Source organism: Streptomyces sp. NBC_01335, assembly GCF_035953295.1.
Taxonomy (GTDB): Bacteria; Actinomycetota; Actinomycetes; order Streptomycetales; family Streptomycetaceae; genus Streptomyces.
This window is the reverse complement of the sequence record NZ_CP108370.1, coordinates 7087832-7113100: the sequence shown is the minus strand read 5'-3', so window position 1 is coordinate 7113100 and position 25269 is coordinate 7087832. Positions and strand designations below refer to the sequence as shown.

18 protein-coding genes are annotated in these 25269 nt (G+C 73.1%); 11 read left to right on the top strand and 7 right to left on the bottom strand.

The genetic code is table 11. The annotated features are described in order from the left end of the window. The first annotated feature begins 293 nt into the window (after positions 1-293). Positions 294-1475: a saccharopine dehydrogenase family protein gene (locus tag OG599_RS30310; RefSeq protein WP_327179157.1), complete on the top strand. Its 1182-nt coding sequence runs from the start codon at positions 294-296 to the stop codon at positions 1473-1475. Between the two features lie 22 nt (positions 1476-1497). On the opposite strand, the gene OG599_RS30305 is transcribed toward OG599_RS30310, so the two are convergent. Then, complete coding sequence (locus OG599_RS30305) at positions 1498-2175, bottom strand: endonuclease V (protein WP_327179156.1); 678 nt, start codon at positions 2173-2175, stop codon at positions 1498-1500. A gap of 205 nt (positions 2176-2380) precedes the next feature. Between OG599_RS30305 and OG599_RS30300 the strand changes: the two genes are divergently transcribed. The 3 genes from OG599_RS30300 (at position 2381) to OG599_RS30290 (ending at position 5991) form a co-directional block, all read left to right on the top strand. Then, a complete protein-coding gene (locus tag OG599_RS30300) occupies positions 2381-4084 on the top strand; it encodes a RecQ family ATP-dependent DNA helicase (protein ID WP_327179155.1) in 1704 nt (567 codons plus the stop codon). 327 nt (positions 4085-4411) lie between these two features. Further along, positions 4412-4828, top strand: coding sequence for an SsgA family sporulation/cell division regulator (locus OG599_RS30295; protein ID WP_327179154.1), 417 nt, complete (start codon positions 4412-4414; stop codon positions 4826-4828). A 191-nt stretch (positions 4829-5019) separates the two neighbouring features. Then, the gene (locus OG599_RS30290) at positions 5020-5991 is read left to right on the top strand and encodes an acyl-ACP desaturase (RefSeq protein ID WP_327179153.1); all 972 of its coding nucleotides are present in this window, start codon (positions 5020-5022) and stop codon (positions 5989-5991) included. A 65-nt stretch (positions 5992-6056) separates the two neighbouring features. Here the strand turns inward: OG599_RS30290 and OG599_RS30285 are convergent, their stop codons facing one another. Next, positions 6057-9461: a hypothetical protein gene (locus tag OG599_RS30285; protein ID WP_327179152.1), complete on the bottom strand. Its 3405-nt coding sequence runs from the start codon at positions 9459-9461 to the stop codon at positions 6057-6059. A 356-nt stretch (positions 9462-9817) separates the two neighbouring features. Between OG599_RS30285 and OG599_RS30280 the strand changes: the two genes are divergently transcribed. The 5 genes from OG599_RS30280 to OG599_RS30260 all read left to right on the top strand — a co-directional run bounded on the left by OG599_RS30280 (position 9818) and on the right by OG599_RS30260 (position 16652). After that, on the top strand, positions 9818-10801 hold the full coding sequence (locus OG599_RS30280; protein WP_327179151.1) for an ABC transporter permease: 984 nt from the start codon (positions 9818-9820) through the stop codon (positions 10799-10801). Position 10802: 1 nt separating this feature from the next. Then, positions 10803-11738: an ABC transporter permease gene (locus OG599_RS30275; RefSeq protein WP_442809592.1), complete on the top strand. Its 936-nt coding sequence runs from the start codon at positions 10803-10805 to the stop codon at positions 11736-11738. Beyond that, on the top strand, positions 11735-13870 hold the full coding sequence (locus OG599_RS30270) for an ABC transporter ATP-binding protein (RefSeq protein WP_327179150.1): 2136 nt from the start codon (positions 11735-11737) through the stop codon (positions 13868-13870). Before OG599_RS30275 ends, OG599_RS30270 begins: the two co-directional genes overlap by 4 nt. 76 nt (positions 13871-13946) lie before the next feature. Continuing rightward, on the top strand, positions 13947-15626 hold the full coding sequence (locus tag OG599_RS30265) for an ABC transporter family substrate-binding protein (RefSeq protein WP_327179149.1): 1680 nt from the start codon (positions 13947-13949) through the stop codon (positions 15624-15626). A 132-nt stretch (positions 15627-15758) separates the two neighbouring features. Continuing rightward, entirely contained in the window at positions 15759-16652 is an 894-nt protein-coding gene (locus OG599_RS30260) for a chitosanase (RefSeq protein WP_327179148.1), read from the top strand. Between the two features lie 79 nt (positions 16653-16731). On the opposite strand, the gene OG599_RS30255 is transcribed toward OG599_RS30260, so the two are convergent. After that, positions 16732-16986 (bottom strand): WhiB family transcriptional regulator, encoded by a 255-nt coding sequence (locus OG599_RS30255; protein WP_327179147.1) that lies wholly within the window; start codon positions 16984-16986, stop codon positions 16732-16734. Positions 16987-17099: 113 nt separating this feature from the next. Further along, complete coding sequence (locus tag OG599_RS30250) at positions 17100-17894, bottom strand: VOC family protein (protein WP_327179146.1); 795 nt, start codon at positions 17892-17894, stop codon at positions 17100-17102. A 294-nt stretch (positions 17895-18188) separates the two neighbouring features. Between OG599_RS30250 and OG599_RS30245 the strand changes: the two genes are divergently transcribed. Next, the gene (locus tag OG599_RS30245; RefSeq protein ID WP_327179145.1) at positions 18189-20405 is read left to right on the top strand and encodes a DEAD/DEAH box helicase; all 2217 of its coding nucleotides are present in this window, start codon (positions 18189-18191) and stop codon (positions 20403-20405) included. A gap of 23 nt (positions 20406-20428) precedes the next feature. Here OG599_RS30245 and OG599_RS30240 read toward each other — a convergent pair whose 3' ends face one another. Beyond that, complete coding sequence (locus OG599_RS30240; RefSeq protein WP_327179144.1) at positions 20429-21586, bottom strand: ABC transporter permease; 1158 nt, start codon at positions 21584-21586, stop codon at positions 20429-20431. Continuing rightward, positions 21583-22641 carry a non-homologous end-joining DNA ligase gene (gene ligD / locus OG599_RS30235; protein ID WP_327179143.1) on the bottom strand — a complete coding sequence of 353 codons (1059 nt, stop codon included), beginning with the start codon at positions 22639-22641 and terminating at the stop codon, positions 21583-21585. The genes OG599_RS30240 and ligD overlap by 4 nt, the downstream gene beginning before the upstream one ends. A 77-nt stretch (positions 22642-22718) precedes the next feature. Here ligD and OG599_RS30230 point away from each other — a divergent pair, with 77 nt between their 5' ends. After that, positions 22719-23783 (top strand): ATP-dependent DNA ligase, encoded by a 1065-nt coding sequence (locus tag OG599_RS30230; protein WP_327179142.1) that lies wholly within the window; start codon positions 22719-22721, stop codon positions 23781-23783. Between the two features lie 198 nt (positions 23784-23981). Here OG599_RS30230 and OG599_RS30225 read toward each other — a convergent pair whose 3' ends face one another. Further along, complete coding sequence (locus OG599_RS30225; RefSeq protein ID WP_327179141.1) at positions 23982-25262, bottom strand: lytic transglycosylase domain-containing protein; 1281 nt, start codon at positions 25260-25262, stop codon at positions 23982-23984. Positions 25263-25269: the final 7 nt, after the last annotated feature.

The window sequence follows — 25269 nt, the reverse complement described above, 5'->3', positions numbered from 1 at the left end:
ACGATGCTAAGAATGACCGCCGCTCCGCACAAGGCTTTTGGCCGAGCGACCGCTTAGGGCGTGTGTCGAAAGTTCCGCCTGTCCGGCGGGCGGACGGCGCCACTTTCGACACACGCCCTGGTTTCCTCACCTTCCATGGTGCACCGTCACACGCCGTTCCGCCCCGAGTGCCACGCGTCACCCGCCGACCCGCGGTCGGCGAGCCGTGACCCGCGACCGGAGTGGTTCACCTCCCCCCGGCCACGGGTCTACCCTCGGCCACCCACCCGCAGCCGGCCCCAGCGGAGGCACACATGAAGAGGCACCACGGATCCGAACGCCCCTACGACGTCGTCCTGTACGGCGCCACCGGCTTCGTCGGCACGCTGACCGCCGCGTATCTCGCGGCGCACGCTCCCGAGGGGCTGCGCTGGGCGCTGGCCGGGCGCAGTCGCGAGAAGCTGGAGCGGCTGCGCGGCGGACTCGCCGTGAAGGGCCCGGAGCCCGCACTGCTCGTCGCGGACGCCGACGACCCCGCGGCGCTGCGCGAACTCGCCCTGTCCACACGGGTGGTGGCCACCACGGTCGGGCCCTTCCTCCGTCACGGGAACGCGCTCGTCGCGGCCTGCGCCCGGGCCGGAACGGACTACCTGGACCTCACCGGCGAGGCCGAGTTCATCGACCGGACCTGGCTCGACCACGACGGGCCCGCCCGGGAGACCGGGGCGCGCCTGGTGCACGCCTGCGGCTTCGACTCGGTGCCCCACGACCTCGGCGCGTACTTCACCGTCCGGCAGCTGCCCAAGGGCGTGCCGCTGACGGTCGACGCCTTCGTCCGCGCCCACGCGGTGTTCTCCGGCGGTACGTTCGCCTCGGCGGTGAACGCGGTGGGCCGGGGTCCGCAGATGCTGGCCGCCGCCCGGGAACGCCGGGAGCGCGAGCCCCGGCTCACCGGCCGTCGTGTCCGGACCCCGCTGGGGACCCCGCACTTCAGCGGGGAGACCGGGACCTGGGCCCTGCCGCTGCCGACCGTGGACCCGCAGATCGTGGGCCGTTCGGCGCGTGCGCTGGAGCGCTACGGCCCCGACTTCCGCTACCGCCACTTCGCCTCGGTGAAGCACCTGCCGGTCGCGCTGGGGGGCACGGCGGGGCTGATGACCCTGGTCGCGGCAGCTCAACTTCCCTTTGTACGCGATTGGATGACGAATCGTTACCAGTCGGGCGAGGGGCCCGACGAGGAGCGCCGCGGGCGGAGCAGGTTCACCGTCCGGTTCGTCGGGGAGGGCGGGGGCCGGCGGGTCTTCACCGAGGTCTCGGGCGGCGACCCGGGGTACGACGAGACGGCGCGGATGCTGGGCGAGGCCGCTCTCTGCCTCGCCCTGGACGATCTGCCGGAGACCTCGGGCCAGGTGACGACGGCGGTGGCCATGGGCGATGCCCTGCTGGAACGGCTGCGGGCCTCGGGGCTGGGCTTCCGGGTGGCGGCCCGCCTCTGAGGACGGGCCCGGGGGCTCTCGCTCAGCCCGCCGCTTCCCGCAGTGCGCGCCGGCAGAGCGCGTCGGCCCGGCGGGTGGTCTCGGGCTGGCGGAACCCCCGGGTCAGCGCCAGGGTGTGGGCGCAGGCGGTGTCCAGCGTGGTCCGGTGGCCGACGGAGACGAAGACCGGCTTGGTCTCGTCCCGGGTGCGCAGGGCCCGGCCGACCTCCTCCGTACCGTCCAGCAGCGGGGAGGAGTCACCGCGCTTCGGGCCGGGCGGTTCGTACGCGAAGGTGAAGGGGTTCTTGGCGACGCCGATGACGGGGAGTCCGGTCAGCACCCCGAGATGGCTGGCGAGTCCGAAGCGCCGGGGGTGGGCCAGACCGTATCCGTCGCAGACGACGAGGCCCGGGTCGGCCGTGAGCGACTCCAGCGCGGCGAGCACCGTGGGTATCTCCCGGAAGGCCAGCAGCCCGGGGACGTACGGGAAGGTGACCCGGCCCACGGCGGTGGTCTCGGCGACCACGTCGAGGGTGGCGGCGTCCAGCACCACGGCCGCCGCGACGACGAGGTCCCGCTCGTCGTCGTAGGCGACGTCCACGCCGGTGACGTGGCCCGATCCGGGGGCCGGTCCAAAGTCCTCGGCCACCACCCGGTCGCGCAGGCTGTCCTGGACGGCGCGCGCCTCGGCGGCGTCGGCGGGCACGGCGAACATCGTCATGACGGCCGAGCTTAGGTGGTGTCCGGCGGATCAGGGTCGGCCGGGGGCTTCGCGCCAGGGGTGAGCGGCCGGTCCGGACGACGGCGGTCCGGGACGAAGGGCGTGCCGCCTCCGCGAGCACTACCGCGCGTCAACGGGGGTACGAGGAGCGCCACGAGGGCACCCGGTTCGCGGGTTTTGCCCCGGCTCGCTGTCGAGGAGTGTCATGGTGACTGCTTCTTCGCGACGTCTTCAGGACGTCGCGCGGGACGTGTTCGGCTGGGAGCGGCTGCGGCCGGAGCAGACGAGGGCGATGGAAGCGGTGATGGAGCGGCGCGACACCCTGGTGGTGATGCCCACGGGTGCCGGGAAGTCGGCCGTCTACCAGGTTCCGGGGGTGCTGCTTCCGGGTCCGACCGTCGTGGTGTCGCCGCTGATCGCGCTCCAGCGCGACCAGGTCCAGGGGCTGCTGCGCCGCGCGGGGACGGACGCGGCCGCGGTGAACTCGACGCAGACCGGGGACGAGAACGCCGCGGTCTGGGACAGGATCAGCGCGGGGGACGTCGACTTCCTCTTCCTCGCCCCGGAGCAGCTGGCCAAGGACGAGGTGGTCGAGCAGCTCGCGGCCGCGGAGCCGGCGCTGTTCGTCGTGGACGAGGCGCAGTGCGTGTCCTCCTGGGGCCACGACTTCCGGCCCGAGTACCTGAGGCTCGGCCAGGTGATCCAGCGGATCGGGCGTCCTCCGGTGCTCGCCCTCACGGCGAGCGCCGCCGCCCCCGTGCGGGGCGACATCGTCGCGCATCTGGGGATGCGGGACGTGCGGGAGGTCGTCACCGGCTTCGACCGCCCGAACATCCATCTGGAGGTGATCCCGTTCCGGGACGCGGCGGTCAAGGCGCGGGCCGTGGTCGAGCGGGCCGCGGCGGAGCCCAAGCCGGGGCTGGTGTACGCGGCGACGCGGCGCGAGGCCGAGGAGTACGCGAGCGAACTGAGCCTGCTGGGGCTGGACGTGGCGGCGTACCACGCGGGACTTCCCGCACAGGAGCGCGGTGACGTGCACGACCGCTTCCTGGCGGGTTCGCTGGACGTGGTGGTGGCGACGTCCGCGTTCGGGATGGGTATCGACAAGCCGGACGTGCGCTTCGTGCTCCACGCGTCCGTGCCCGGGTCCCTGGACGCCTACTACCAGGAGATAGGCAGGGCCGGACGGGACGGCGAGCAGTCCCGGGCGATCCTCGCGTACCGGCCGCAGGACCTCGGCCTGCAGCGCTTCTTCTCGGCGGGCCGCCCCGATCCGGACACCGTCACCCAGGTGGCGCGCACGCTGGCGGAGCACGACGGCCCCGTGCACCCCGGCGACCTGCGGGCCGAAACGCACCTGACGGCGAGCCGGCTGACGGCGGTCGTCAACCTCCTGGAGCAGGTCGACGCGGTGCACACCACCGTGCGGGGCGACGTGGAACCGGTGCCGGGCATCGACCCTGCCGACGCCGCGCAGCAGGCGGTCGAACTGGGCGACGCCCACCAGCAGCTGGAACGCTCCCGGGTGGACATGATGCGTGGCTACGCGGAGTCCACCGGCTGCCGGCGCCGCTTCCTCCTCGGCTACTTCGGACAGGTCCGGGACGAGTCCGAGGGGTGCGGCTCCTGCGACGTGTGCGAAGCGGCCGAGCTGTCCCGGGAGGGCGTGGCACCCGGTCCGGCGATCCTGGCCGGTACGGGCGGGCAGATACCCGCCCGGGCCGGCGAGGAGACGGCCGCAGGCGGCCACCCCTACCGCCCCGGCACCCGGGTCCGGCACCAGCACTGGGGAGAGGGTTCGGTGATGAGCGAGGAGGACCGGAGCCTGACCGTGCTCTTCCAGACGGTCGGCTACCGCACCCTGTCGCTGGAGGTCGTGCGGGAGCACGGGTTGCTCGACGTGTGCTGATCCCGGGGCTGCGTGTCAGTCGCGGCCCGGCGGGGCGTTCCGTCCGGTGCGTACCGCGATGTCCCGACTCTCCGTCGATGGGGCGTTCACGGGACCTGTCCGGTTGGCGGCCGGGCCGTGCGACCGGTGGCCGTGGGGCCGGCCCCTCCGCGTAAGGGCCGGCCCACGGGACGGACGGGATGGACGGGCGCTTCCCGGGCAGATGATCAGTCCCGGGGGTTTCGGCGGTGACAGAGCTCACGCCCCGGGTCGGTGCACGGATCGCGGCGTTCCGTCGTCTACTCCAGTGCCGGAGTCCGTTCGTCCAGCCGTGCGAGGGAGCAGGTCTTGTCCAGCCTTATCGAGCAGCCCGTACAGGCCCGCATGGTCGCGTCCGTTCCGCGGACGGCGACGCTGGCCGCCACCTTGCGGTACGACCGCGCCCATCCGTTCGCGGTCCGGATCGCGTTCCCGGCCAGGGCCACGCTGGAGGGCTCGGACGTCTCGTGGGAGTTCTCCCGGGAGCTGCTGGCCCGGGGTGTGGACGCGCCCGCCGGCCTCGGGGACGTACGGGTGCGGCCTTTCGGCCGGGAGCGGACCGCGCTCGAGTTCCACGCCGCGGAGGGCATCGCGATGGTGCACGTCCGCACCTCGGAACTGCGCCGATTCCTCAGGCGTGTACAGGAGTTGGTGCCTGCAGGCGACGAGCACCGATTCCTGGACCTCGACCGCGAGCTGGCGGAGTTCCTGGGCGACAATCACTGAGCGGGAATGCGGGCCGGGTTGTCCCGTCGCAGCGGCGTACCACCCCGATCGGCCGTCTGCTGAGCCCGTCCGGGACGCCTCGGAGAACGGTTCCGGCACCGGTCAGGCTTGGCGGAGGGCTTACCTACGCTTAACCTACGGACACGTAACCTACGAGGTCGTAGGTAAATCTCCCGTCCCCAGGAGCACCCGTGACGATCACCTCTCCCCACCTCGGCAGTTCGAAGGCGTGGACCGACGCCCAGCTGCTGTACGCGCTGGAAGAGGTGGTGGAGAAGGAACTCAACCGGCATCTCAAGGTCGCCAAGGACTGGATGCCCCACGAGTACGTCCCGTTCTCCGACGGCCGGAACTTCCCGGGCGTCTTCGACGACGGCGAGGCGTGGGCCCCCGACCAGTCCAAGGTCACGGACATCGGCAAGATCGCTCTCGTGGTGAACCTGCTGACCGAGGACAACCTCCCCAGCTACCACCACGAGATCGCCTCGCTCTTCGGCCGCGACGGCGCCTGGGGCACCTGGGTGCACCGCTGGACGGCCGAGGAGGGCCGCCACGGCATCGTGATGCGCGACTACCTCCTGACCTCGCGCGCGGTCGACCCGGACAAGCTGGAGCAGTTCCGCATGGCGCACATGGCGGAGGGGTTCGAGTCCGACAACCGGCACTCGATGCTGCACTCCGTCGCGTACGTCGCCTTCCAGGAGCTGGCCACCCGCGTCTCGCACCGCAACACGGGCCACCAGTCGGGCGACCCGGTCTGCGACCGGATGCTCGCGCGCATCGCCACCGACGAGAACCTGCACATGGTGTTCTACCGGAACCTCCTGGGCGCCGCCTTCGAGCTGGCCCCGGACCTCACCATGCAGGCCGTGCGGGACGTGGTCGTCAACTTCCGGATGCCGGGACACGGCATGCCCGGGTTCGAACGGGCCGCCGCGCAGATGGCGATCGGCGAGATCTACAACATGCGCATCCACCACGACGACGTGATCCAGCCCGTGCTGCGCTATCTGAAGGTCATGGACATCGACGGGCTCGGCCCGGAGGGGCTCCAGGCGCAGGAGGAGCTCGGCCTGTACATGGGCGGCCTGGACAGCGAGGCGTCGAAGTTCGACGAGAAGCTCGCGGCGCGCAAGGCCCGCATGGCGGCGCGCGAGCGCTGAGGCCCCCGCGCCGGCCGCCCCCGGCCCACCACCCCAGGGCCCGCCGCCGTACGCACGTGCCTGGTTCACTCCGGCGCGGTCCACTCCTCGTACGCGGCGTCCCGGACGTCCGCCGCCGGGTGCTGGCGCAGCATCCGCAGCTGGGTGCGCCAGGGCGCGGTCCACTCCGTGCTCCGGCCGCCGGCCACCGTGAGCGCGACGGCGAGCAGCCCCTGCGCGGGGTCGCCGCCGGTCGCGGTGAGCCGGCCCGCCACCGTCAGGAGGACGTCGGGGTCCGTGCCCCCGTGCCGCCGCGCCGCGACGAGGTGGCCGAGGAGGGTGCGGGCGGTCCTGGCGGCCAGCGCGGGCCGGCCCTCGTGCAGAGCGGCGAGCCGGACGAGGTCGGTGTGCAGGGTGTCGGCGTCGGTGGCGTACGGGTCGACGGCCCCGACCAGGAGGGCGGCGGCCTGCGGCACGGTGTCCCGGTGGGCCGCGAGGCGGTCCGCCGCGCCGACGAGCACGGCGCGCTTCGTCCTGGTCGGGCTCGTGTGCCCGCCGGACAGCGCCCGCACCAGGTGGACGAGGCGCTGGCGGCCCGGCCGGTCGCGGTCGGCGCCCGCGTCGTCCGCGGTGTCGTCGGTGGCCAGCAGGGTGAGCGTCCGGTTCAGGGCGTCGGCCCCCTCCGGGGTGGCCGAGGCCCCGTCGACGAGCGCGTCCGCCGCGCCGGTCCAGCCACCCCGGCGGTCGAGGTCGGTGACGGCGGCGAGCAGCACCTCGCTCGCGCCGTGGGCCCAGGGCAGCCAGTGGGCCAGCGCCCGGTGGGCGACGGCGGCCAGTTCGGGGTCCCGGGTGGTGCTCACCTCCTGGACCAGCCGGGCGAACCGGGCGCGGTGCCGCTCCGGCAGTTGGTGCGGGAGGGTACGCAGCACGGCCCCCCGCACAACCGGAGTGTCGCTCCGGGCCGCGTCGGCCAGCATCTCCCAGATCCGTTCGCTGCCGAGCAACGTGTGGGCGACGGCGACGCACGCGGCCCGTACGTCGGGGTGCTGTCCGGGCTCGCCGTAGGCGCCCGCGACCACCTCGGCCGCGCGTTCCAGCGGCAGCCGGACGGCGGCGAGCCGCACCATCTCCTTGCGGCTGGTGACCTTGCCGGTGCCGGGCGCGGTCCGGGCGGCAAGGTCCCCGGCGAGGCGCGAGGGGCGGACGTGGCGCGAGGCCCGGCTCGCGGCGAAGACGGCGACGCGCGCCCGGTCCCCGCCGACGTGGTCGAGCAGGCCGTCGAGCGCCTCGGCGGGGCGGTCGGTACGGCCGAGGGCGGCGAGCGCGGTCTCGGCCAGCAGGACGTCCGGGGATCCGGCCCACTTCCGCAGGGCTCCGGCGCCGGCTCCGGGTACCGCCGCCAGCTGGGCGACGGCCCCCGCCCGGGTCCACAGCGGCAGCTTCTCGTCACCCGCCGCCTTCTCCAGTCCGCGCAGGGCGGCCTTCTGCTGCCGGGGCACCCAGCAGACGGCCTCGCGGTGGACCGGCAGCGTACGGTCGGCCTCGCGCGTGGCGAACCTGCCGGGCGGCACCGGCGCGCCGAGCACCCGGTCCAGCAGGTCGGTGCGGCGGGCGGTGACGATCCGCCGGACGACGGGGAGGACGACGGCGGAGGGATCCCGTTCCATGACCTGCGCGACGCGCGCGTCGCGCTGCCGTACCGGTCGCAGCCACAGCGGGATCGCCTCGCGGGCGGTGGCGGTGTTCCCGTAGCGGACGGCCTGGCGGAGCAGCTCCTGGAGTTCGTCCATGCCCTCGGCCCGGCGGCCGACGGCCTGGGCGAGTGCCAGCACCAGCGCGTAGTCGGACTTGTCGGCCCCCGCCTCCAGCCAGGGACGCAGCGCTTCGAACACCAGGTGTTCCTGGCCCCCGCGCAGGGTGCGGTCGAGCCGTCCCAGGTCGGCGGCGCCGGTGGTGCCGGAGAGCCGGACCAGGGTGCGCAGGGACCAGCTGACGAGGGCGCGGCGGCCGGTGACGGCGTGCTCGCGCAGGACGGCCACCGCGAGGGAGGAGAGGAAGGAGCGGGTGGCGGCGGAGGAGTCCCGGGCCTCGACGGCGTCGGTGGCGATCCGGTCGAGCAGGGGCTCCGAGGCGGCCGTGAAGAGGACGGGCGGGGTGTCGAGGAGGGCGCCCAGCGCGGCAGTGCGCACGGGTTCCTGTTCGTTGCGCAGCCGCCCCATGTCGTCGAGTACGGCGTGGACGGTGGCGGGTTCACCGGAGCGTCCCGCGTTGCTGATCAGCAGGCCCCAGGCCGTCGCGCGGTCCTCGGCGGCCGGCCGCCGGGTGGCGGTGAGCAGGCGTTCGCGAACCTCCTGCGGCGGCAGGTACGACTCGGCGAGCAGGACGGTGTCCCAGGGTTCGCCGTGGTCGCGGGCGCGGGCGGCCATGCGCCGGGCGGTCGCGGCGACCCGGTTGCGCGGCAGGGCGCCGAGCACGGCGGCGTCGACGGGTGTTCCGGTGGTCCCGGTGTCGTCCCGGCCGGTGACGGACGCGTGGAACGCGGCCCGGCGGCCGGGCGGCAGGGCGCGCATCAGCCGGGCGAGGGCGGCGGAGTCGTCACGCAACGTCGTGCCGAGTGCGACCAGCGCCTCTTCGGGCGCGGACCGGGCCATGCGCCGCAGCAGGACGCCGCTGAGGACGCCGTGCCGCCGCGGGAACTCCGTCCGGCCGGGGCCGAGGAACAGGCGTACGAAGCGTCCCGGGTCGGCGTCGACGAGCGCACCCAGGTGGCGGCGGAGGACGAAGGGGAGCTGGGCGGGCGGGTAGGCCTCCAGCAGGTCGAGGACGCGGTGCGGCAGCCGGTCGGCCGCCGTCGCGACGCCCAGCGCGCACCCGGACGACCACCAGCGGAGGTCGCGCCGGTCCTCCGGCAGCGCGGCGAGTTCGCGGGCCGCCTGGTCGAGGTAGGCACCGGGGTGGCGGCGCCCGAGCGAGGACCAGCAGGCGGCGGCGTGGAAGAGTTCGGGCAGCAGCGCGGCCACGGTCCCCGGGGAGCAGCCGGGCAGCATCCGGGCCGCCTCGGCATCGCCCCAGGTGCGGCGCAGTGAGACGATCAGCCGGTCGGCGAGGGCCGTGCGTCGGCTAGCGACGACCGCCCGGATCAGCCGGAGCCGTACGGCGGCCGACGCGTCGGCCATGGCCTCCTCGAACACGGAGTCGGGCACGCCGAGCCCGTCCGCCACCCGCAGCGCCTGGCCGCGGACGAACGGGTCCTCGTCGGCGATGTGCCGGGCCACCCACTCCCGGTCGCCGCCGGCCGCCGCCGCGAGAACGGCCACGCCGCGTTCGTACGGTTCGCCGTCCTCCAGCTCCTCCAGCACCGGACGCAGCACACCGGCGTCGGCCAACTTCCGGGCGCGGTGCGCGAGTTCCCGCATGCGGGCGGGGTACGGAAGCGGGTCGAGGCTGTCGAGCAGGGTGCAGGCCAGGACGAGGGGGCGCTTCTCGGTCATGGAGGGATTCTGCCGCGCGCCCACCGATTCCTCGCCACGAATTTACGGACCGTGACGCGCCCGGTTCGTTCGTACGCATCACCGGAGCCGGTACGGGCGCCGGGACGGTGGGCGCAGTTCCACCCAAGTCCGCCCACATCGCCCGGAGTTCCGGTGTGATTACTACGGTGGCGTTTCGGGTTCGTGGCAGGACCACCGAAACACTGGCGCTCCCGGGAAACCCGGACCAGACTGACGCCCGCACCTCGGCGCACCGCCCCCACGCCCCCCGAGAAGGCCCCCACGCCCATGCCCACTCCCCTCTCCCCCGGCGCACTCGCCCCGCTCCCGCCCCACGGGACACGGAGGCGGTGCGCATGCTCCGCCATGTGACGCGGAAGGTCGCGGGCTGGTTGCTGATGATCGCCGTGGCGACCAACGCGACCTACTTCCTCGCCAGTTGGTTCCTCGACCCCCGGTCGAACTTCAAGGAGCTGCGCCCCGCGCGCAGCGAGGAGCAGATCGACCGCGCCCTCGCGCCGTACAACCTGGATCCGCGGGTGCCGGTGGTGCACCGGTGGTGGGACTGGCTCACCTCGGTGGTGGTCCACTTCGACTGGGGGAAGTCCCCCACCGGCGTCCGGGTCAACGGGGAGATCGGTTACCGGTCCCTGGTCAGCGCCGAGTTGGTGCTCATCGCGACAGTGCTGTCCGTAGTGGTCGGGGTGGGGCTGGGGGTGTACACCGCCTCCCGGCAGTACGGCTGGGCGGACCGGTTCTCGCAGGCCGTGTCCATCGCGGTGTTCAACGTGCCCACGTCGGTCGCCGCGCTCGCGGTGGTCTTCGTCGCCATCTGGTTCAACCAGCACGCGGGCGTGCACTTCCTCCCGGTGGCCGGGGAGAACTCCCCCGACGTCGAGGGGGTGTTGCCGACGATCGGCGACCGCCTCCTCCATCTCGTCCTGCCGACGCTCACGCTGACCTTGATGGGTTACGTCGGCTACCACCTGACGCAGCGCTCGCTGCTGCTCGACACCATCGACGCCGACTTCGTGCGGACCGCCCGGGCCACCGGTCTCACCAGGGCCCAGGCCGTCCGACGGCACGCGCTGCGGGCCGCCCTCATCCCCACGGCCACCTCCGTGGCGTTCAGTGTCCCGGCCCTCTTCACCGGCGCGGTCATCACCGAGACGATCTTCGGCTGGAACGGCATGGGCCGCTACTTCGTCCAGACCATCGGCAAGAACGACGTGCACGGCGCGGTCGCCACGGCCGCCTTCGCCGCGGCGCTGACCGCGATCGGAGCGATCCTCGCGGACATCGCGACCGTCTTCCTCGATCCGAGAGTGCGGGTGAGCTGACGTGGCGGCAGACCTGACGACGGGCACCACCGCACCGCCTTCGCAGGCGGCGCCCCCCGCGAAGGACGGCCGGCACCTCGGCCTCGCCCGGCTCCATCTGCGGCGGTTCCTGCGCAACCGGCTCGCCGTCCTCGGCGTGGTGATCTTCGCGGCCCTGGTGCTCTTCAGTGCCTTCGGCGGCCTGTTCACCCCGTACGCGTACTCCGACGCGGACTTCGCGGCGCTCACCCAGCCTCCGGGCACCGCCCACTGGTTCGGTACCAACCAGGGCGGCAACGACGTCTACGCGTCCGCCGTGCACGGCCTGCGGCGCTCCCTGGTCATCGCGGTGAGCGTGTCGGTGCTGACCGTCGTGGTCGCTGCGGTCATCGGTTCCAGCGCCGCGTACTTCGGCGGCCGGACCGAGAAGGCGACGCTCGCCGTCATCCACTTCCTGCTGATCGTCCCGAGCTTCCTCATCCTCGCCCTGGTCTCCCACCGCCTGGCCGGCGACTGGCGGGTCCTCATCGTCGTGCTGACGGTGTTCGGCTGGATGTCCACGGCCCGGGTGATCTGGTCGGTCTCGACCTCCCTGCGCGAGCGGGACTTCGTCACGGCGGCGGAGTTCATGGGGGTCCGGCCGCTGCGCATCATCCTGCGCCACATCATCCCCAACCTCGGCTCGCTGCTGATCGTCAACCTGACGCTGGGGGTCGTCGCCACCGTGCTCAGCGAGACCGCGCTGTCCTTCCTCGGGTTCGGCGTCCAGCCCCCGGACGTCTCGCTCGGCACCATGCTCGCGGACGGCTCCGGGGCCATCACCAGCGCGCCCTGGCTCTTCGCCTTCCCCGCGGGCCTGGTCGTGCTGCTGACCGTGTCGATGACCTTCGTCGGCGACGGGCTGCGGGACGCCCTCGATCCCACGTCCGCGACCGGTGCGGCAGGAGGCCGACGATGACCCTCACGACTCCGCTGCCAGGACCCGTGCCGCCCACGGCGGCCACCCCCGTGCTCTCGGTGCGGGATCTGCGGATCTCCTTCCCCTCCGAGGCCGGCCGGGTGGAGGCGGTGCGCGGGGTCGGTTTCGACCTGCTGCCGGGCCGGACGCTCGGGATCGTCGGCGAGTCCGGCTCGGGGAAGTCGGCCACCGCGATGGGCATCATGGGCCTGCTCCCGCCCGCCGCCGAACTGCGGGGCCAGGTGCTGCTGGGCGGCCGGGACCTGGTCGGGCTCGGGGACAAGGAGCTCTCCGGCGTCCGGGGCAAGTCCATCGGCATGGTCTTCCAGGACCCGCTCTCCGCGCTCACCCCGATCTTCTCCGTGGGCCGGCAGCTCTCCGACGCCCTCCGGGTCCACCAGGACCTGTCGAAGCGGGCCGCCCGGGAGCGGGCCGTGGAGCTGCTCGACCTCGTCGGCATCCCGGACCCCCGCGAGCGGGCCTCCTCCTTCCCGCACGAGTTCTCCGGCGGGATGCGCCAGCGCGTCGTCATCGCCCTGGCGATCGCCAACGAGCCGTCCGTCCTCGTCGCCGACGAACCCACGACCGCGCTCGACGTCACCGTGCAGGCCCAGATCCTCGACGTCCTGCGGCTCGCCCAGCGCGAGACCGGCGCCGGGCTCGTCCTGATCACCCACGATCTCGGGGTCGTCGCGGGTCACGCGGACGAGGTCGCGGTGATGTACGCGGGCCGCATCGTGGAACGGGCCGGCGTCGACGAGCTGTTCCGGCGCCCGGCCATGCCGTACACCGCGCGGCTGCTGGCCGCGGTGCCGACCGTGGACAGCGGGGTGCACCGGCCCCTGGTCCCGATCGCCGGGGAGCCGCCCGCCCTGGTGGGCCTCCCCACGGGCTGCCCCTTCGCGCCCCGGTGCGCGGTCGCACTCGACGCCTGCCGCGCCGACGAACCCTCCCTGCGGCACGTCGCCGGGCACGGCGAGGTGGCCTGCCTGCGCGCCGAGGAGACGTACGGCGGCGCCCTGGACCCGGCCGGAGGCGTCACGCCCGTCGCACCGCCCTCCGAACCGCACTCCGGCACCCCGTCGTCCGGCACGGCGGGTACGGGCACGGGTTCGGCCACGGGCACGGGCGAGGGCGAGGTCGTGCTGCGGGTGGAGGGTCTCGTCAAGACCTTCCCCGTCACCAAGGGCACCGTCCTCAAGCGCCGGGTCGGCACCCTGCGCGCCGTCAACGGGGTGGGGTTCGAGCTCCGGGCGGGCGAGACTCTGGGCCTGGTGGGCGAGTCGGGGAGCGGCAAGACCACCACGCTGCTGGAGATCCTCCGGCTGCGGCGGCCCGAGGGCGGCCGTATCGAGGTCGCCGGCCGGGACCTCGCCACCCTCGGTTCCGCCGCGGCGGCCCGGGAGTTGCGGCGCGACGTGCAGATCGTCATGCAGGACCCGCTCGGGGCGCTGGACCCGCGGCTCCCCGTCTCCGAACTCCTCGCCGAGCCGCTGCGGGCGATCCGGCGGGACCGGGGGGCGATCCGCTCCCGGATCTCCGAACTGCTGGGCCTCGTCGGCCTGGACGCGGCGGTGGGCGACCGCTTCCCCGCCGCGCTCTCCGGCGGTCAGCGTCAACGGGTGGGCATCGCCCGCGCCCTGGCGACCGAACCGAAGCTGCTGGTCCTGGACGAACCGCTGTCCGCGCTCGACGTCTCCGTGCAGGCCGGTGTGATCAACCTGCTGGCACGGCTCAAGCGTGAACTCGGGATCGCCTACCTGGTGGTCGCGCACGACCTGGCGGTGATCCGGTACGTCTCCGACCGCATCGCGGTGATGTATCTCGGCCACATCGTGGAGACCGGGGACACCGAGAGCCTCTTCGCCGACCCACAACACCCGTACACCAAGGCCCTGTTGTCGGCGATCCCGGTGCCGGATCCCGGGCGGGAGCGCACCCGCGAGCGCGTCGTGCTGGAGGGCGAGCAACCGAGCGCCACCCGGTTGCCCGCAGGGTGCGTCTTCGTCGACCGGTGTCCGCTGTACCGCCTGGCCGACGAGGGCGTACGGCAGCGTTGTCGTACCGAACGGCCCGCGCCGACACCGGTGGCAGGGCGGCCCGGTCACCGCTACGCCTGTCACGCCGTCTGAGCACCCCAGGACCCGCCCCCGACCGCTCCGTCTCCCCCTCTCCCCCCACCCCCGACTCCGAAGGAACCGTCCCGTCATGCGCGCTCGACTGGCACTGCCGCTCGCCCTGATCGCCGCCATCTCCGTCACCGCCACCGCGTGCTCCTCCTCCGGGGAGGACACCCCCCGGGCGGACGAGAAGAACGTCCCGGCCGCGGCCTCGGGCGCCGCGGACTACAACCCGCAGCCGTACGACAAGATCAAGGACGGCGGTACGTACACGACGGTCGGGACCTTCGACGACCAGGGCAACCCCTTCAACGTCAACTCCACCCTGACCGCCGCCCGGGTCTGGGCCTGGTACAACGCGGACGCGATCACCTACTCGCCCACCGGCGAGGTGCAGTACAACCCGGACTACTACAGCGATGTGAAGGTCACCGTCGAGGGCGGCAACCAGAAGGTCACCCTGACGATCAACCCGAAGGCCGTCTTCAACGACGGAACGCCGATCGACTGGACCGCCATCGCGGCGACCTGGAAGGCCAACAACGGATCGGACAAGAAGTTCGCGCCCCTCTCCACGAACGGCTACGACCGGATCACCTCGGTCGAGAAGGGGGCGGACGCCAAGCAGGCGGTCATCACCTTCAAGGGGGTCGACGCCTCCTGGTCGAGCCTGTTCACCACCTTCCTGCACCCCGAGGCCGCCACGGTCGCCCACTTCAACGACGCCTACGTGAAGAAGGCGCACCCCGAGTGGGGCGCGGGTCCCTACACCGTGGGCTCCTGGGACACCCACTCCGGCAACATCACCTTCGTCCGCAACCCGAAGTGGTGGGGCAAGAAGGGCAAGCTCGACAAGCGCGTCTACGTGAACCTGGAGTCGACCGCCTCGGTCAACGCGTTCAAGAACGGCGAGATCGACCTCACCTCCGCCGTCGACGCCGAGAGCCTCAACCAGGTGAAGGGACTCAAGGGGTCCGAGATCCGCAGCGGCGGCAGCCCCTTCGAGTACGCGCTCTACCTCAACAGCAAGTCGGCCGTCCTCGCGCACGAGGAGGTCCGCAAGGCGGTGGAGGAGAGCATCGACCGCGCGCAGATCGCGAAGATCCAGTTCCAGGGGCTGGACTACGCGGAGCCGCTGCCCGGCTCGGCGGTGCTCTACAGCTTCCAGAAGGGGTACCGGGACAACCTCTCCTCCGTGCTGACGTACGCGCCCGAGGAAGCGAAGAAGTCGCTCGACGCGGCGGGATGGAAGGCAGGGGCGGACGGTGTCCGGGCGAAGGGCGGCCAGAAGCTCGAAATCGGCTACACGCTCCTCGGCGACGACCCGCTGGACAAGGCTCTCGCCGGTGCCTTCACGGCGATGCTGAAGCCGATCGGCATCCACCTGGTCGTCAAGAAGGCCGACGAGGCGGACTTCGCCACCATCCTCAGTGACCGCAAGTTCGACCTCTTCATCTCGGGAAACCGCTCGATGGACCCGTTCGGCGCGCGGTACCTCTGCGACTTCTTCTGCTCGGACCGCGACTCCAACCTCACCGGCGCCGGCACACCGGCCCTGGACGCCGAGATCCGTGCCACCGCCGAGATCGCCGACCTCGACGAGCAGGTGGCGGCGGTCAACGAGGCCGAGGAGAAGGCGCTGCGGCAGTACGCCTTCCTGCCCTTGTTCAGCGGCCCGTCGACGTACGCGGTGAAGAACGGTCTGGCCAACGCCGGGGCGACCATCTTCTACAACCCGCTCCCCGAGACGGTCGGCTGGCAGAAGTAGGAAGCCCACGGCCCTTGCCACGACGGGCGCTTCCGGAGGAATCACCCCACGGAAGCGCCCCGGCGGCCCCGGGGAGGACCTGGGTCCGGGGGGACCAGTGGGGTTCCTGTGAACCGCCCTAGACTGTGCCGCGTGAAACCTGCGATACGTCTCGCCGTCATCGGCGTCCCGGTCATCATCGTCCTCTCCCTCGTCTTCGGAGGTGCCGGCGACGATCTCCCCTCGGACACCGGGCAGCCGTCGGCGGCCAACGAGAAGCAGTCGGCGGCGGACATCCGCGCCGAGGAGGACGCGGAGATCGCGGAGCAGCCTCCGGGGCTGGCGGACCCCGCGATGAAGGAGATCGCCTCGGAGCTGGTCTCCAGCGCGAACAGCTCCACGCTCGACTGGCGGAGCCGGTACGACGCGATCGAGGACACCGGGGACGGCCTGGGCTACACCGCCGGGATCGTCGGTTTCTGCTCCGGCACCAGCGACATGCTGGACCTCGTGGAGCGGTACACCGCCGCGCACCCGGACAATCCGCTGGCGCCCTTCCTGCCGGCGCTGCGCAAGGTGAACGGCAGCGGGTCGCACGAGGGCCTGGACCCCGGGTTCACCGATGCCTGGAAGCTGGCCGCGAAGGACGGGGCGTTCCGCTCCGCGCAGGAGGAGAGCCGGGACCGTCTCTACTTCGACCCGGCCGTGCGGCAGGCGAAGCTCGACGGGCTGGGGCCCCTCGGGCAGTACATCTACTACGACGCGATGGTGCTGCACGGGCCCGACGACAGCGCCACGGGCTTCTACGGCATCCGGGAAGCCGCTCTGGCGGACGCCGACACGGTGACCGAGGGCGGTGACGAGGAGGAGTACCTCGACATCTTCCTGGACGCGAGCAAGAAGGCGATCCGGGCGAAGCGCAAGGGGCGCGACACCTCCCGGATCGACACCATGCAGATGAAGTTCCTGGACGACGGCAACTTCAAGCTGGCCACCCCGCTGGAGTGGCGGGTGTACGGGAAGACGTTCCGCATCCCGGCCGCCTGAGCCGCCTGAGCCCCCGTCGGCGTGCCGGCCCTTCGGCCGCTCCCGGTCGGGCGCTCTCCCGGCTCTCGGCCGGTCCCGGTCAGGCGCTCGCGCGGCCGGAGCGGCGGAGCCGGTCGCGCTCGTTCTCCGACAGGCCTCCCCAGACGCCGAAGCGCTCGTCGTTGGCGAGGGCGTACTCCAGGCACGCGATCCGGCCCTCGCAGGCGAAGCAGAGCTGCTTCGCCTCGCGCGTCGAGCTTCCCGGCGCGGGGAAGAAGAATTCGGGACCGGTCTGGGCGCACAGGGCCGATTCCTGCCAGGCGAGCGCGTCCTCGGTGGTGGTGTTGATCAGCATGCGCCCAGCATGCCGTCCGTCAATAAACATCCGTTGAACGACCACTTTTCGCCACGCCCGCGCCTCCGCGCGGAGGCGCGGGCGGGAACGGTACGAGAACGGGGACGCGGCGTTCAGTCCATCGGCGCGGGCTTGATGACGGCGAAGGAAGCCCCGTACGGGTCGGTGACGTTGGCCATCACGCCGACCTTCTCCATGTCCATCGGCCCGAGGGTGACGGCTCCGCCGAGCCGGACCGCGTCGCCCAGCACCACCTCGACGTCGTCCACCGAGAAGTACGGCAGCCAGTGCGGGCCGGACCGCGCCTCGCTCGGCACCTCGTCGAGGGCGACCAGCCCGCCGAAGAACGCGGCGTCGTCGCCCTCGGTACCGGCCGGGCGGATCATCGTGTACGTGCCGCCGGGGAATTCGGTGGCCTCCGTGTTCCAGCCGAAGACGCGTCCGTAGAACGCCTTCGCCGCCGCCACGTCCGGGGTGTAGAGCTCGGACCAGATGAGCGTGCCCGGCACCTGGGTCGCGCCGAGTCCGGGGTTCTGCTTGGGCTGCCAGGAGCCGAAGTAGGCGCCCGCCGGGTCGGTGAACCCGCCCATCCGGCCGTACTCCAGCACGTCCATCGGCGCGAAGGGAACGTTTCCGCCCCCGGCTTCGACCGCGCGGGCGGTCGCGTCCACGTCGGGCGACTGGAAGTACACCGACCACGTCGGGTCGGCCTGTTCGTCGGTGACGGTCATCGCGCCGGCGACGGTCCGGCCGTCCAGGGTGTACATCCCGTAGCCGCCGGTCTCGGGGCCGCCGGGGACCAGGTCCCATCCGAACAGGCCCCGGTAGAAGGTGGTGGCTCCGTCGAGGTCGGGTGTGCCGAGGTCGATCCAGTTCGGGGCGCCGGGGACGAAGGTCGGGTCGAGCATGGCGCTGCGCTCCTCCAGCGGGGCCCGTTGACGCCCCGCTTGACTCGTCGGTGCAGGTCGTGGACGTGGTGTCGTGCAGGGGATTCCCTGGCCATTCGAGTCTGCCACCGGTGGCCGGGCGCCGCAGTCCGCGGACGCCCGGCCGGACAGGACGCCCGGCCCCGCACGATCCGGTCTCCGCCGCCGGGGCGGTGGAGACCATCCCGCCGGGCGGTCGTGAAACCATGGGGGCCCGCGGGACCCCTCGTGGTGTCCCGGGACGGGCGGGGCGGCGGGACAGAGGGACGTACGTACATGCCACAGAACGGCGCCGGGTGGTGTCCGGCGGACCAAGGCCGGACACCACCCGAGGGCAGCGGGTCGGGCGCCAGGAGGGCGGTCCGGCCGCTGCTCGCGGACGCGGACACGCTGCTGGCGGCGGCCCGCGCGGTGCCGGCCGACCACGACCGGGCGCTGGACGCCGTACGCTCCGTGCTCGACCCCCTCGTCGACTCCCTGGTCGGCCGGGAACTGGACACGATCCCGGTCGCCCGGCTCCGCGACGTGACGGAGGGGCGGCTGCGCATCACCGCCTTCGAACAGGCCGGGTTCCGCACGGTCGGCGCGGTGCGCACGAGGAGCCGGTACGAGCTCCGGCGGCTGCCCGGGGTCGGGGCGCAGACCACCGACCAGGCGCTGGCCGCGGCCGAGCAGCTCGCGCACGCGGTCCGCGACACGGTCGCGGTACGGCTCGACGCGGACGCCCCGGACCCTGCCACCGGCGCGCTGGTGGTGGCCCTGCACCGGCTGGTCGAGGCGGGCCCCGACGCGCGGCGGGCCCGTGAGGCGGCGCTGCGCCTGATCGGGCGGCTGGCGGAGCCCGTTGCCTCGGCGGCACCGGCCAGAGGGCGGCTGCGCCCCCTCTTCCTCGGCCGGGAGGCGCGCGGCCGGGTCGCGGCGGCGGTGGAGACCGTGCGGTCGGTGCTGGCGGAGGCCGAGGAGCAGCGGCTGCCACTCCTCTTCGGCCAGGTCTGCGTCGATCTGCTGCGGGCCGACGAGCCGGAGGCGGCGGCCTGGGTCGACTTCGAGCTGCGGTCGGCCGAGTACTACGGTCTGCTCGCCGAGTTGTCGGGCACCGGCCCGGACCGGGAAGCCGCCGAGGGGTTCCTGCCGTCGGCGATCGCGGACCGGGTGCGCGGACTGCGGCTGGACGACACGCTGTTGCGGGTGTCGCTCCGCGGATACCAGTCGTTCGGGGCCCGGTTCGCGCTCGCCCAGAAACGGGTCGTGCTCGGGGACGAGATGGGTCTGGGGAAGACGGTGCAGGCCATCGCGGCGCTGGCGCATCTGGCGGCGGGCGGCGAAAACCGCTTCCTGGTGGTGTGCCCGGCGAGCGTGCTCGTCAACTGGACGCGCGAGATCCGCGCCCGCTCCGCGCTGGGCGTGCTGCCGGTCCACGGACCCGACCGGAACGAGGCGTTCGGTGAGTGGCTCCGTTCGGGCGGGGTCGCGCTCACCACGTTCGACGGCCTCCACGCCCTGCCGGACGCGGAGGCGGCGGGCGTGCGGCCGGCCATGCTCGTCGTGGACGAGGCGCATTACGTCAAGAATCCCGGCACCCGCAGGGCGCGGGCGGTGGCCGGGTGGGCCGACCGGGCCGAGCACGTCCTCTTCCTCACCGGCACGCCGATGGAGAACCGGGTGGCGGAGTTCCGCAGTCTGATCCGCCTGCTCCGCCCCGAGCCGGCGCCCTCGGTCGGCACGGCGCACGGCGCCGCCGGTTCGCCGGCCTTCCGCCGGGCGGTGGCGCCCGCCTATCTCCGGCGCAACCAGGAGGACGTCCTTCCCGAACTGCCCGCGCTGGTCCGGGCCGACGAGTGGGTGGAGTTCAGCGAGGAGGACCTGCGCGCCTACCGGGCGGCGGTGGACGACGGTCACTTCATGCGGATGCGCCGGGCGGCGTACGCGGTGCCCGAGGCGTCGGCGAAGCTGGCGCGGCTGCGGGAGCTCGTCGCCGAGGCGGCCGGCAACGGGCACAAGGTGGTGGTGTTCTCGTACTTCCGCGAGGTGCTGGCGACCGTCCGCGCGGCCCTCGGCGACGAGGTGTTCGGGCCGGTCGCGGGGAACGTCGCGGCGGGCCGCCGGCAGGAGCTGGTGGACGCGTTCGGCGCGGCGCGCGGTCACGCGGTGCTGCTGAGCCAGATCCAGGCGGGCGGCACCGGGCTGAACATGCAGGCGGCCTCCGTGGTCATCCTCTGCGAGCCGCAGATCAAACCCACCCTGGAGCACCAGGCCGTGGCCCGGGCGCACCGGATGGGCCAGATACGCGGCGTCCAGGTGCACCGGCTGCTCACGGCGGACAGCGTCGACCAGCGGATGATGACGCTGCTGGCCCGCAAGGACCGGGCGTTCGACGCGTACGCCCGGCGCAGCGATCTCGCCGAGGCGGTGCCGGAGGCCGTGGACGTGTCGGACGGGGCGCTGGCCCGGCTCATCGTGGAGGAGGAGCAGTTGCGCCTGGGCCGGCTCTGACGGTTCGACCGAGCCGAGGGCGTTCAGCCGGACGCGGCCGCGTGTTCGGCGGGCTTCGGCCGGCCGCCGGGGTGGCGGTGGCGCCAGGTCCAGAACACGGCGCAGGAGATCAGGGCCCAGACGCCGAGCACCAGGTAGGGGAAGAGGAACTGGTGCCCGTGGTAGTAGACGGCGGTGTGCTGGGCGTTGACCGAGGCGCCGGGAGGCAGCCAGCGGCCGATGTGCCCGAGCAGCGACGGCAGCAGCGGCCAGGAGACGGCGCCGCCGGACGACGGGTTGCCGAGCAGCACCATGACGCCCCAGGTCGGGAGCATCGCCCACCGTCCGATGAGGGTGTTGAACATGGTGAAGACCATGGCGCTGGTGAACATCGTGAACGCCAGGATCAGCCAGGACTGGAGGAACGGCAGGTCCAGCGCGCCGAGCCCCCAGTCCACGACGGCGGCGATGGCGAAGGCGCCGAACAGGGCGTGGGCGACGGTGAAGAGGATGCGTTCGAGCGGGGTCAGGGAGCGGGCGTGGACGCTGAGCTGGATGGCGCCGACGAAGCCGAGGATGACGGCGGCGAGCGAGATGTAGAAGAGCGCGAGTCCGCGCGGGTCGCCCGGCTGGAGCGGTTTGACGTCCCGGACGGTGACCGGCACTCCGATCTCCTTGCCCACCTTCTCCCCCGCCTCGGCGAGGAGTTGGGCCACGGAGGCGCCGGAGGCGCCGGCGACGTCGAGGTGCACCCGGTCGTTTCCGGCGCGCAGGATGGTGAAGACGCGTTGTTCCTGGAGCGCCTCGTCGGCCTCGGCCGTCGTGTCGTACTCGTGCAGGACCAGGGAGGTGTTCAGGGCCTTCTCCATCCCCGCCACGAACGCGGTGCCGCGCGGCGAGGCGGGCTGGCCGATCACGGCGGCCGGAATGCGGTGCGGGGTGGGGTTGGCCATGGCGTAGGTGTACGAGCCGGCGAAGAGGCCCGCGGCGGCGGCGAGGATGAACAGCAGCACGGTCGCGGGGAAGTACGGCGACTCCTTGAAGGCGTGCCACTTGTCGCGCGTGGTGGAGGGACGGCCGTGGGCGCCGTGGCGGGGGTGGCCGGGGGTGTGTCCCGCCGTCTCTCCGGCGGTGCTTCCCTCGCTGTCGCTCGCGCCGGTGCCCTCGCCCTCCGGTTCCGGCGGTGTCCGCTCGCTGCTCACCCGTCGGCCTCCGGCTCGTCGCCGTCCGGTGCTCTGCCGTCCGGCTCGTCGTCAGCGCGGGCGCGGCTGGGCTGCACGCGCTTGGGCTCGCCGGGCATCTTGGGGTACTCCGGCGGGTAGGGCATGTCGCCGAGCCCGCGGTCCTTCTCGTCGCGGTCGGCGAGTTCCAGCAGCAGGTCGAGGCGGAACGCCTGCTGGTCCATGTCGGCGTGGACGTCGCCCACCTTCGCGTACCTCACGGGCAGGGTCTTGATGTCGAAGTCGCGGGGCTCGGCGTCGTCGATCTCCTCCCAGCGCAGCGGGGCGGAGACGGGGGCGTGCGGGAAGGGGCGTACGGAGTAGGCGGAGGCGATCGTCCGGTCGCGGGCGGTCTGGTTGAAGTCCACGAAGATCCGTTCGCCGCGCTCCTCCTTCCACCAGGCGGTGGTGACCCGGTCCGGCATCCGCCGTTCCAGTTCGCGCCCGGCCGCGATGGTGGCCCGCCGCACCTCGGTGAAGGTCCACTCGGGGGCCAGCGGGACGAAGACGTGGATGCCGCGTCCGCCGGAGGTCTTGGGCCAGCCGCGCAGCCCGTGGTCCTCCAGGACGGAGCGGAGTTCGTGGGCGGCCTCGACGGCGTCGGCGTACTCCGTGCCGGGCTGCGGGTCGAGGTCGATGCGGAGCTCGTCGGGGTGGTCGGTGTCGGTGCTCCGTACCGGCCAGGGGTGGAAGGTGAGGGTGCCCAGGTTGGCGGCCCAGAGCACCGCCGCGAGTCCGGCGGGGCAGATCTCGTCGGCCGGCCGGCCGCTGGGGAAGGCGATGCGGGCCGTGGGAATCCAGTCGGGCAGGTTCTTCGGTGCCCGCTTCTGGTAGAAGAACTCGCCCTCCACGCCGTCGACGAAGCGCTGGAGGGTGGTGGGCCGGTCGCGCAACGCGCGCGTGATGCCGTCGCCCACGGCGAGGAAGTACTCCGCCACGTCCCTCTTGGTGTAGCCCTTCTCCGGGAAGTACACCTTGTCGGGGTTGGACAGTCGCACCGACCGCCCGTCCACGTCGAGTTCCACCGCAGCTCCCATGTCGGCCACCGTAGGCGGGGTACGCGAATGCCGCATATCGAAGGACGGGCGGTGGGGTTCCGCGCAGAATCGGAACCATGGACCTGCCGGTGATGCCTCCTGTGAAGCCGATGCTCGCCAAGTCCGTCGCCACGATCCCGCCAGGCATGCAGTACGAGGCGAAGTGGGACGGCTTCCGGGCGATCGTGCACCGGGACGGCGACGAGGTGGTGATCGGCAGCCGTACCGGCAAGCCGCTGACCCGCTACTTCCCCGAGCTGGTCCCGGCGGTCCTGGAGTCGTTGCCGCCGCGCTGCGTGATCGACGGGGAGATCGTGCTCGCGCACGGCGGGCGCCTCGACTTCGACCGGCTCAGCGAGCGCATCCACCCGGCCGAGTCCCGCGTACGCCTCCTCGCCGAGCGGACCCCCGCCTCCCTGGTCGCCTTCGACGTGCTGGCCCTGGACGACCTGTCGCTGCTCGACACCCCGCAGGTGGACCGGCGCACGGTGCTGGAGGCGGCGCTCGCGGGTGCGGCGCCCCCGGTCCATCTCGCCCCGGCCACCACGGACCGGGAGGTCGCGCAGCGGTGGTTCGACCAGTACGAGGGCGCGGGCCTGGACGGGATCGTCGCCAAACCGCTCGGCCTGCCCTACCGGCCCGACGCCCGCACCATGTTCAAGATCAAGCACGAACGGACCGCCGACTGCGTGGTGGCCGGCTACCGCGAGCACAAGAGCGGCCCGGTCGTCGGCTCGCTCCTGCTGGGGCTGTACGACGACGAGGGCGCGCTCCAGCACGTCGGCGTCTGCGCCTCCTTCCCGATGAAGCGGCGGGCCGAACTCGCCGACGAACTGGCACCGTTGCGCACCGCCCTCACCGAACACCCCTGGGGAGCCTGGGCGGACGCGGAGGCGCACGAGAGCGCCAGGATGCCGGGGGCGCCGAGCCGCTGGTCGGGGAAGAAGGACATGTCCTGGGTGCCGCTGCGTCCGGAGCGGGTCTGCGAGGTGGCGTACGACCACATGGAGGGCGACCGGTTCCGGCACACCACGCAGTTCCGCCGCTGGCGCCCCGACCGCACCCCTTCCGGCTGCACGTACGGGCAGCTGGCGGAAGTGGTGCGGTACGACCTCTCCGAGGTGCTGTCGGGCTCGGGGTGAGGCGGGTCGCGGATGTCCCGCTGCCACCGACGCGGCCCTGGAGGGGCTGCATCTGGAGACGTTCCTGCCGGCCGACGACGAGACCCGGCGCCGATTCGGCCGGCGGTGACCCGCGCCGGCGCCGGTCCGGGTCAGCGGTGACCTGGGCCGGCGCCGGTCCGGGTCAGCGGTGACCTGGGCCGGCGCCGCCCGCTGCTGCTACGCCGTCGCCCCGTCGGTCGGCGTGGCGCACGGGTCGCCGGTGGGCTCGGGGTCGGCGGAGGGGTCGGTGACCGGGTCCGTGCAGCCGGGCTCGGGGTCGGTCGTGGAGGGGGTGGTGGGCTCGGTCGTGGCCGGGTCCGTGGGGTCGGTGGTCGCCGGGTCCGTGGGGTCCGTCGTGGCCGGGTCCGTCGGGTCGGGCGTCCCGGTGTCGGTCGGGTCCGGGGTCGTGCCGGGGTCGGGCGTGGTACTCGGATCGGGCGTGGTGCCGGGGTCCGGGGTGGTGCCCGGGTCCGGGGTCGTGCTCGGGTCCGGGGTGGTGCCGGGGTCGGGCGAGCCGGACGGGGTGGGGGTGGGCGAGGTGGACGGGCGGGGGCTGCCGGTGGGCTGCGGGCCGATGACGATGGTGCCGGGGCCGCCGACCGGGGCGGACGGTTCGGTGGGGCCGCCCGCGCCGGGGGTGGTGGGCAGGGGGCCCTGGCCGTCCGGGACCGGGTGGGCTCCGTCGCCGTAGTACGCCATCCAGGACAGCACCGTGCGCAGGTAGGTGTCCGAGTGGTTGTAGCTGAGGATCGCGCGGTCGAGGTCGGCGCCGACGGAGAGGTTACGGGTCCCCGCGCAGAGGTAGCGGCCGGCGGCGAGCGTGGCGTCGTAGACGTTGCTGGGGTTCCTGAGGCCGTCGCCGTTGCCGTCCTGGCCCCAGTGGGCCCAGGTGGACGGGATGAACTGCATCGGCCCGACGGCCCGGTCGAAGGTGCGGTCACCGTCGTAGGCGCCGTTGTCGGTGTCCGGGATGTTGGCGAACCCGGCGCCGTTCAGGACGGGGCCCAGGATCGGGGTGAGGGTCGTACCGGCCTTGTCCACCCTGCCGCCGGCGGCGTGCCCGGACTCCACCTTGCCGATGGCGGCGAGGAGTTGCCACGGCAGGCGGCAGGAACCGTCGGTCCGGGTGACGGTGGCCTCGGCCTTGCGGTACGCCGCGAGCACGGTCGCCGGGATGCCCGCTTCGGCCCAGGCGCGGACGACGGCGGGGGTCTGCTTCACGCCCGGCTTCGGGGGCGTCAGCGGAGTCGGTGACTTCAGGGGCGGCAGTTCGGTGTGGTACGAGTCGTCGTTGGGCACGTGCGTCCAGACCACCTCGTCGGTGGCCACGTTCTTCGCCTCGTCGTGGTGCGCGGCGCCCGCGAATCCCGGTGCCTGCGAGGCCGTGAGCGCGGCCATCGCGGCGACGGCGGTGGCCGTGCCGGTGATTCCGCGCCGCATGGAGCCGTTGAACCTCATCTGTCCG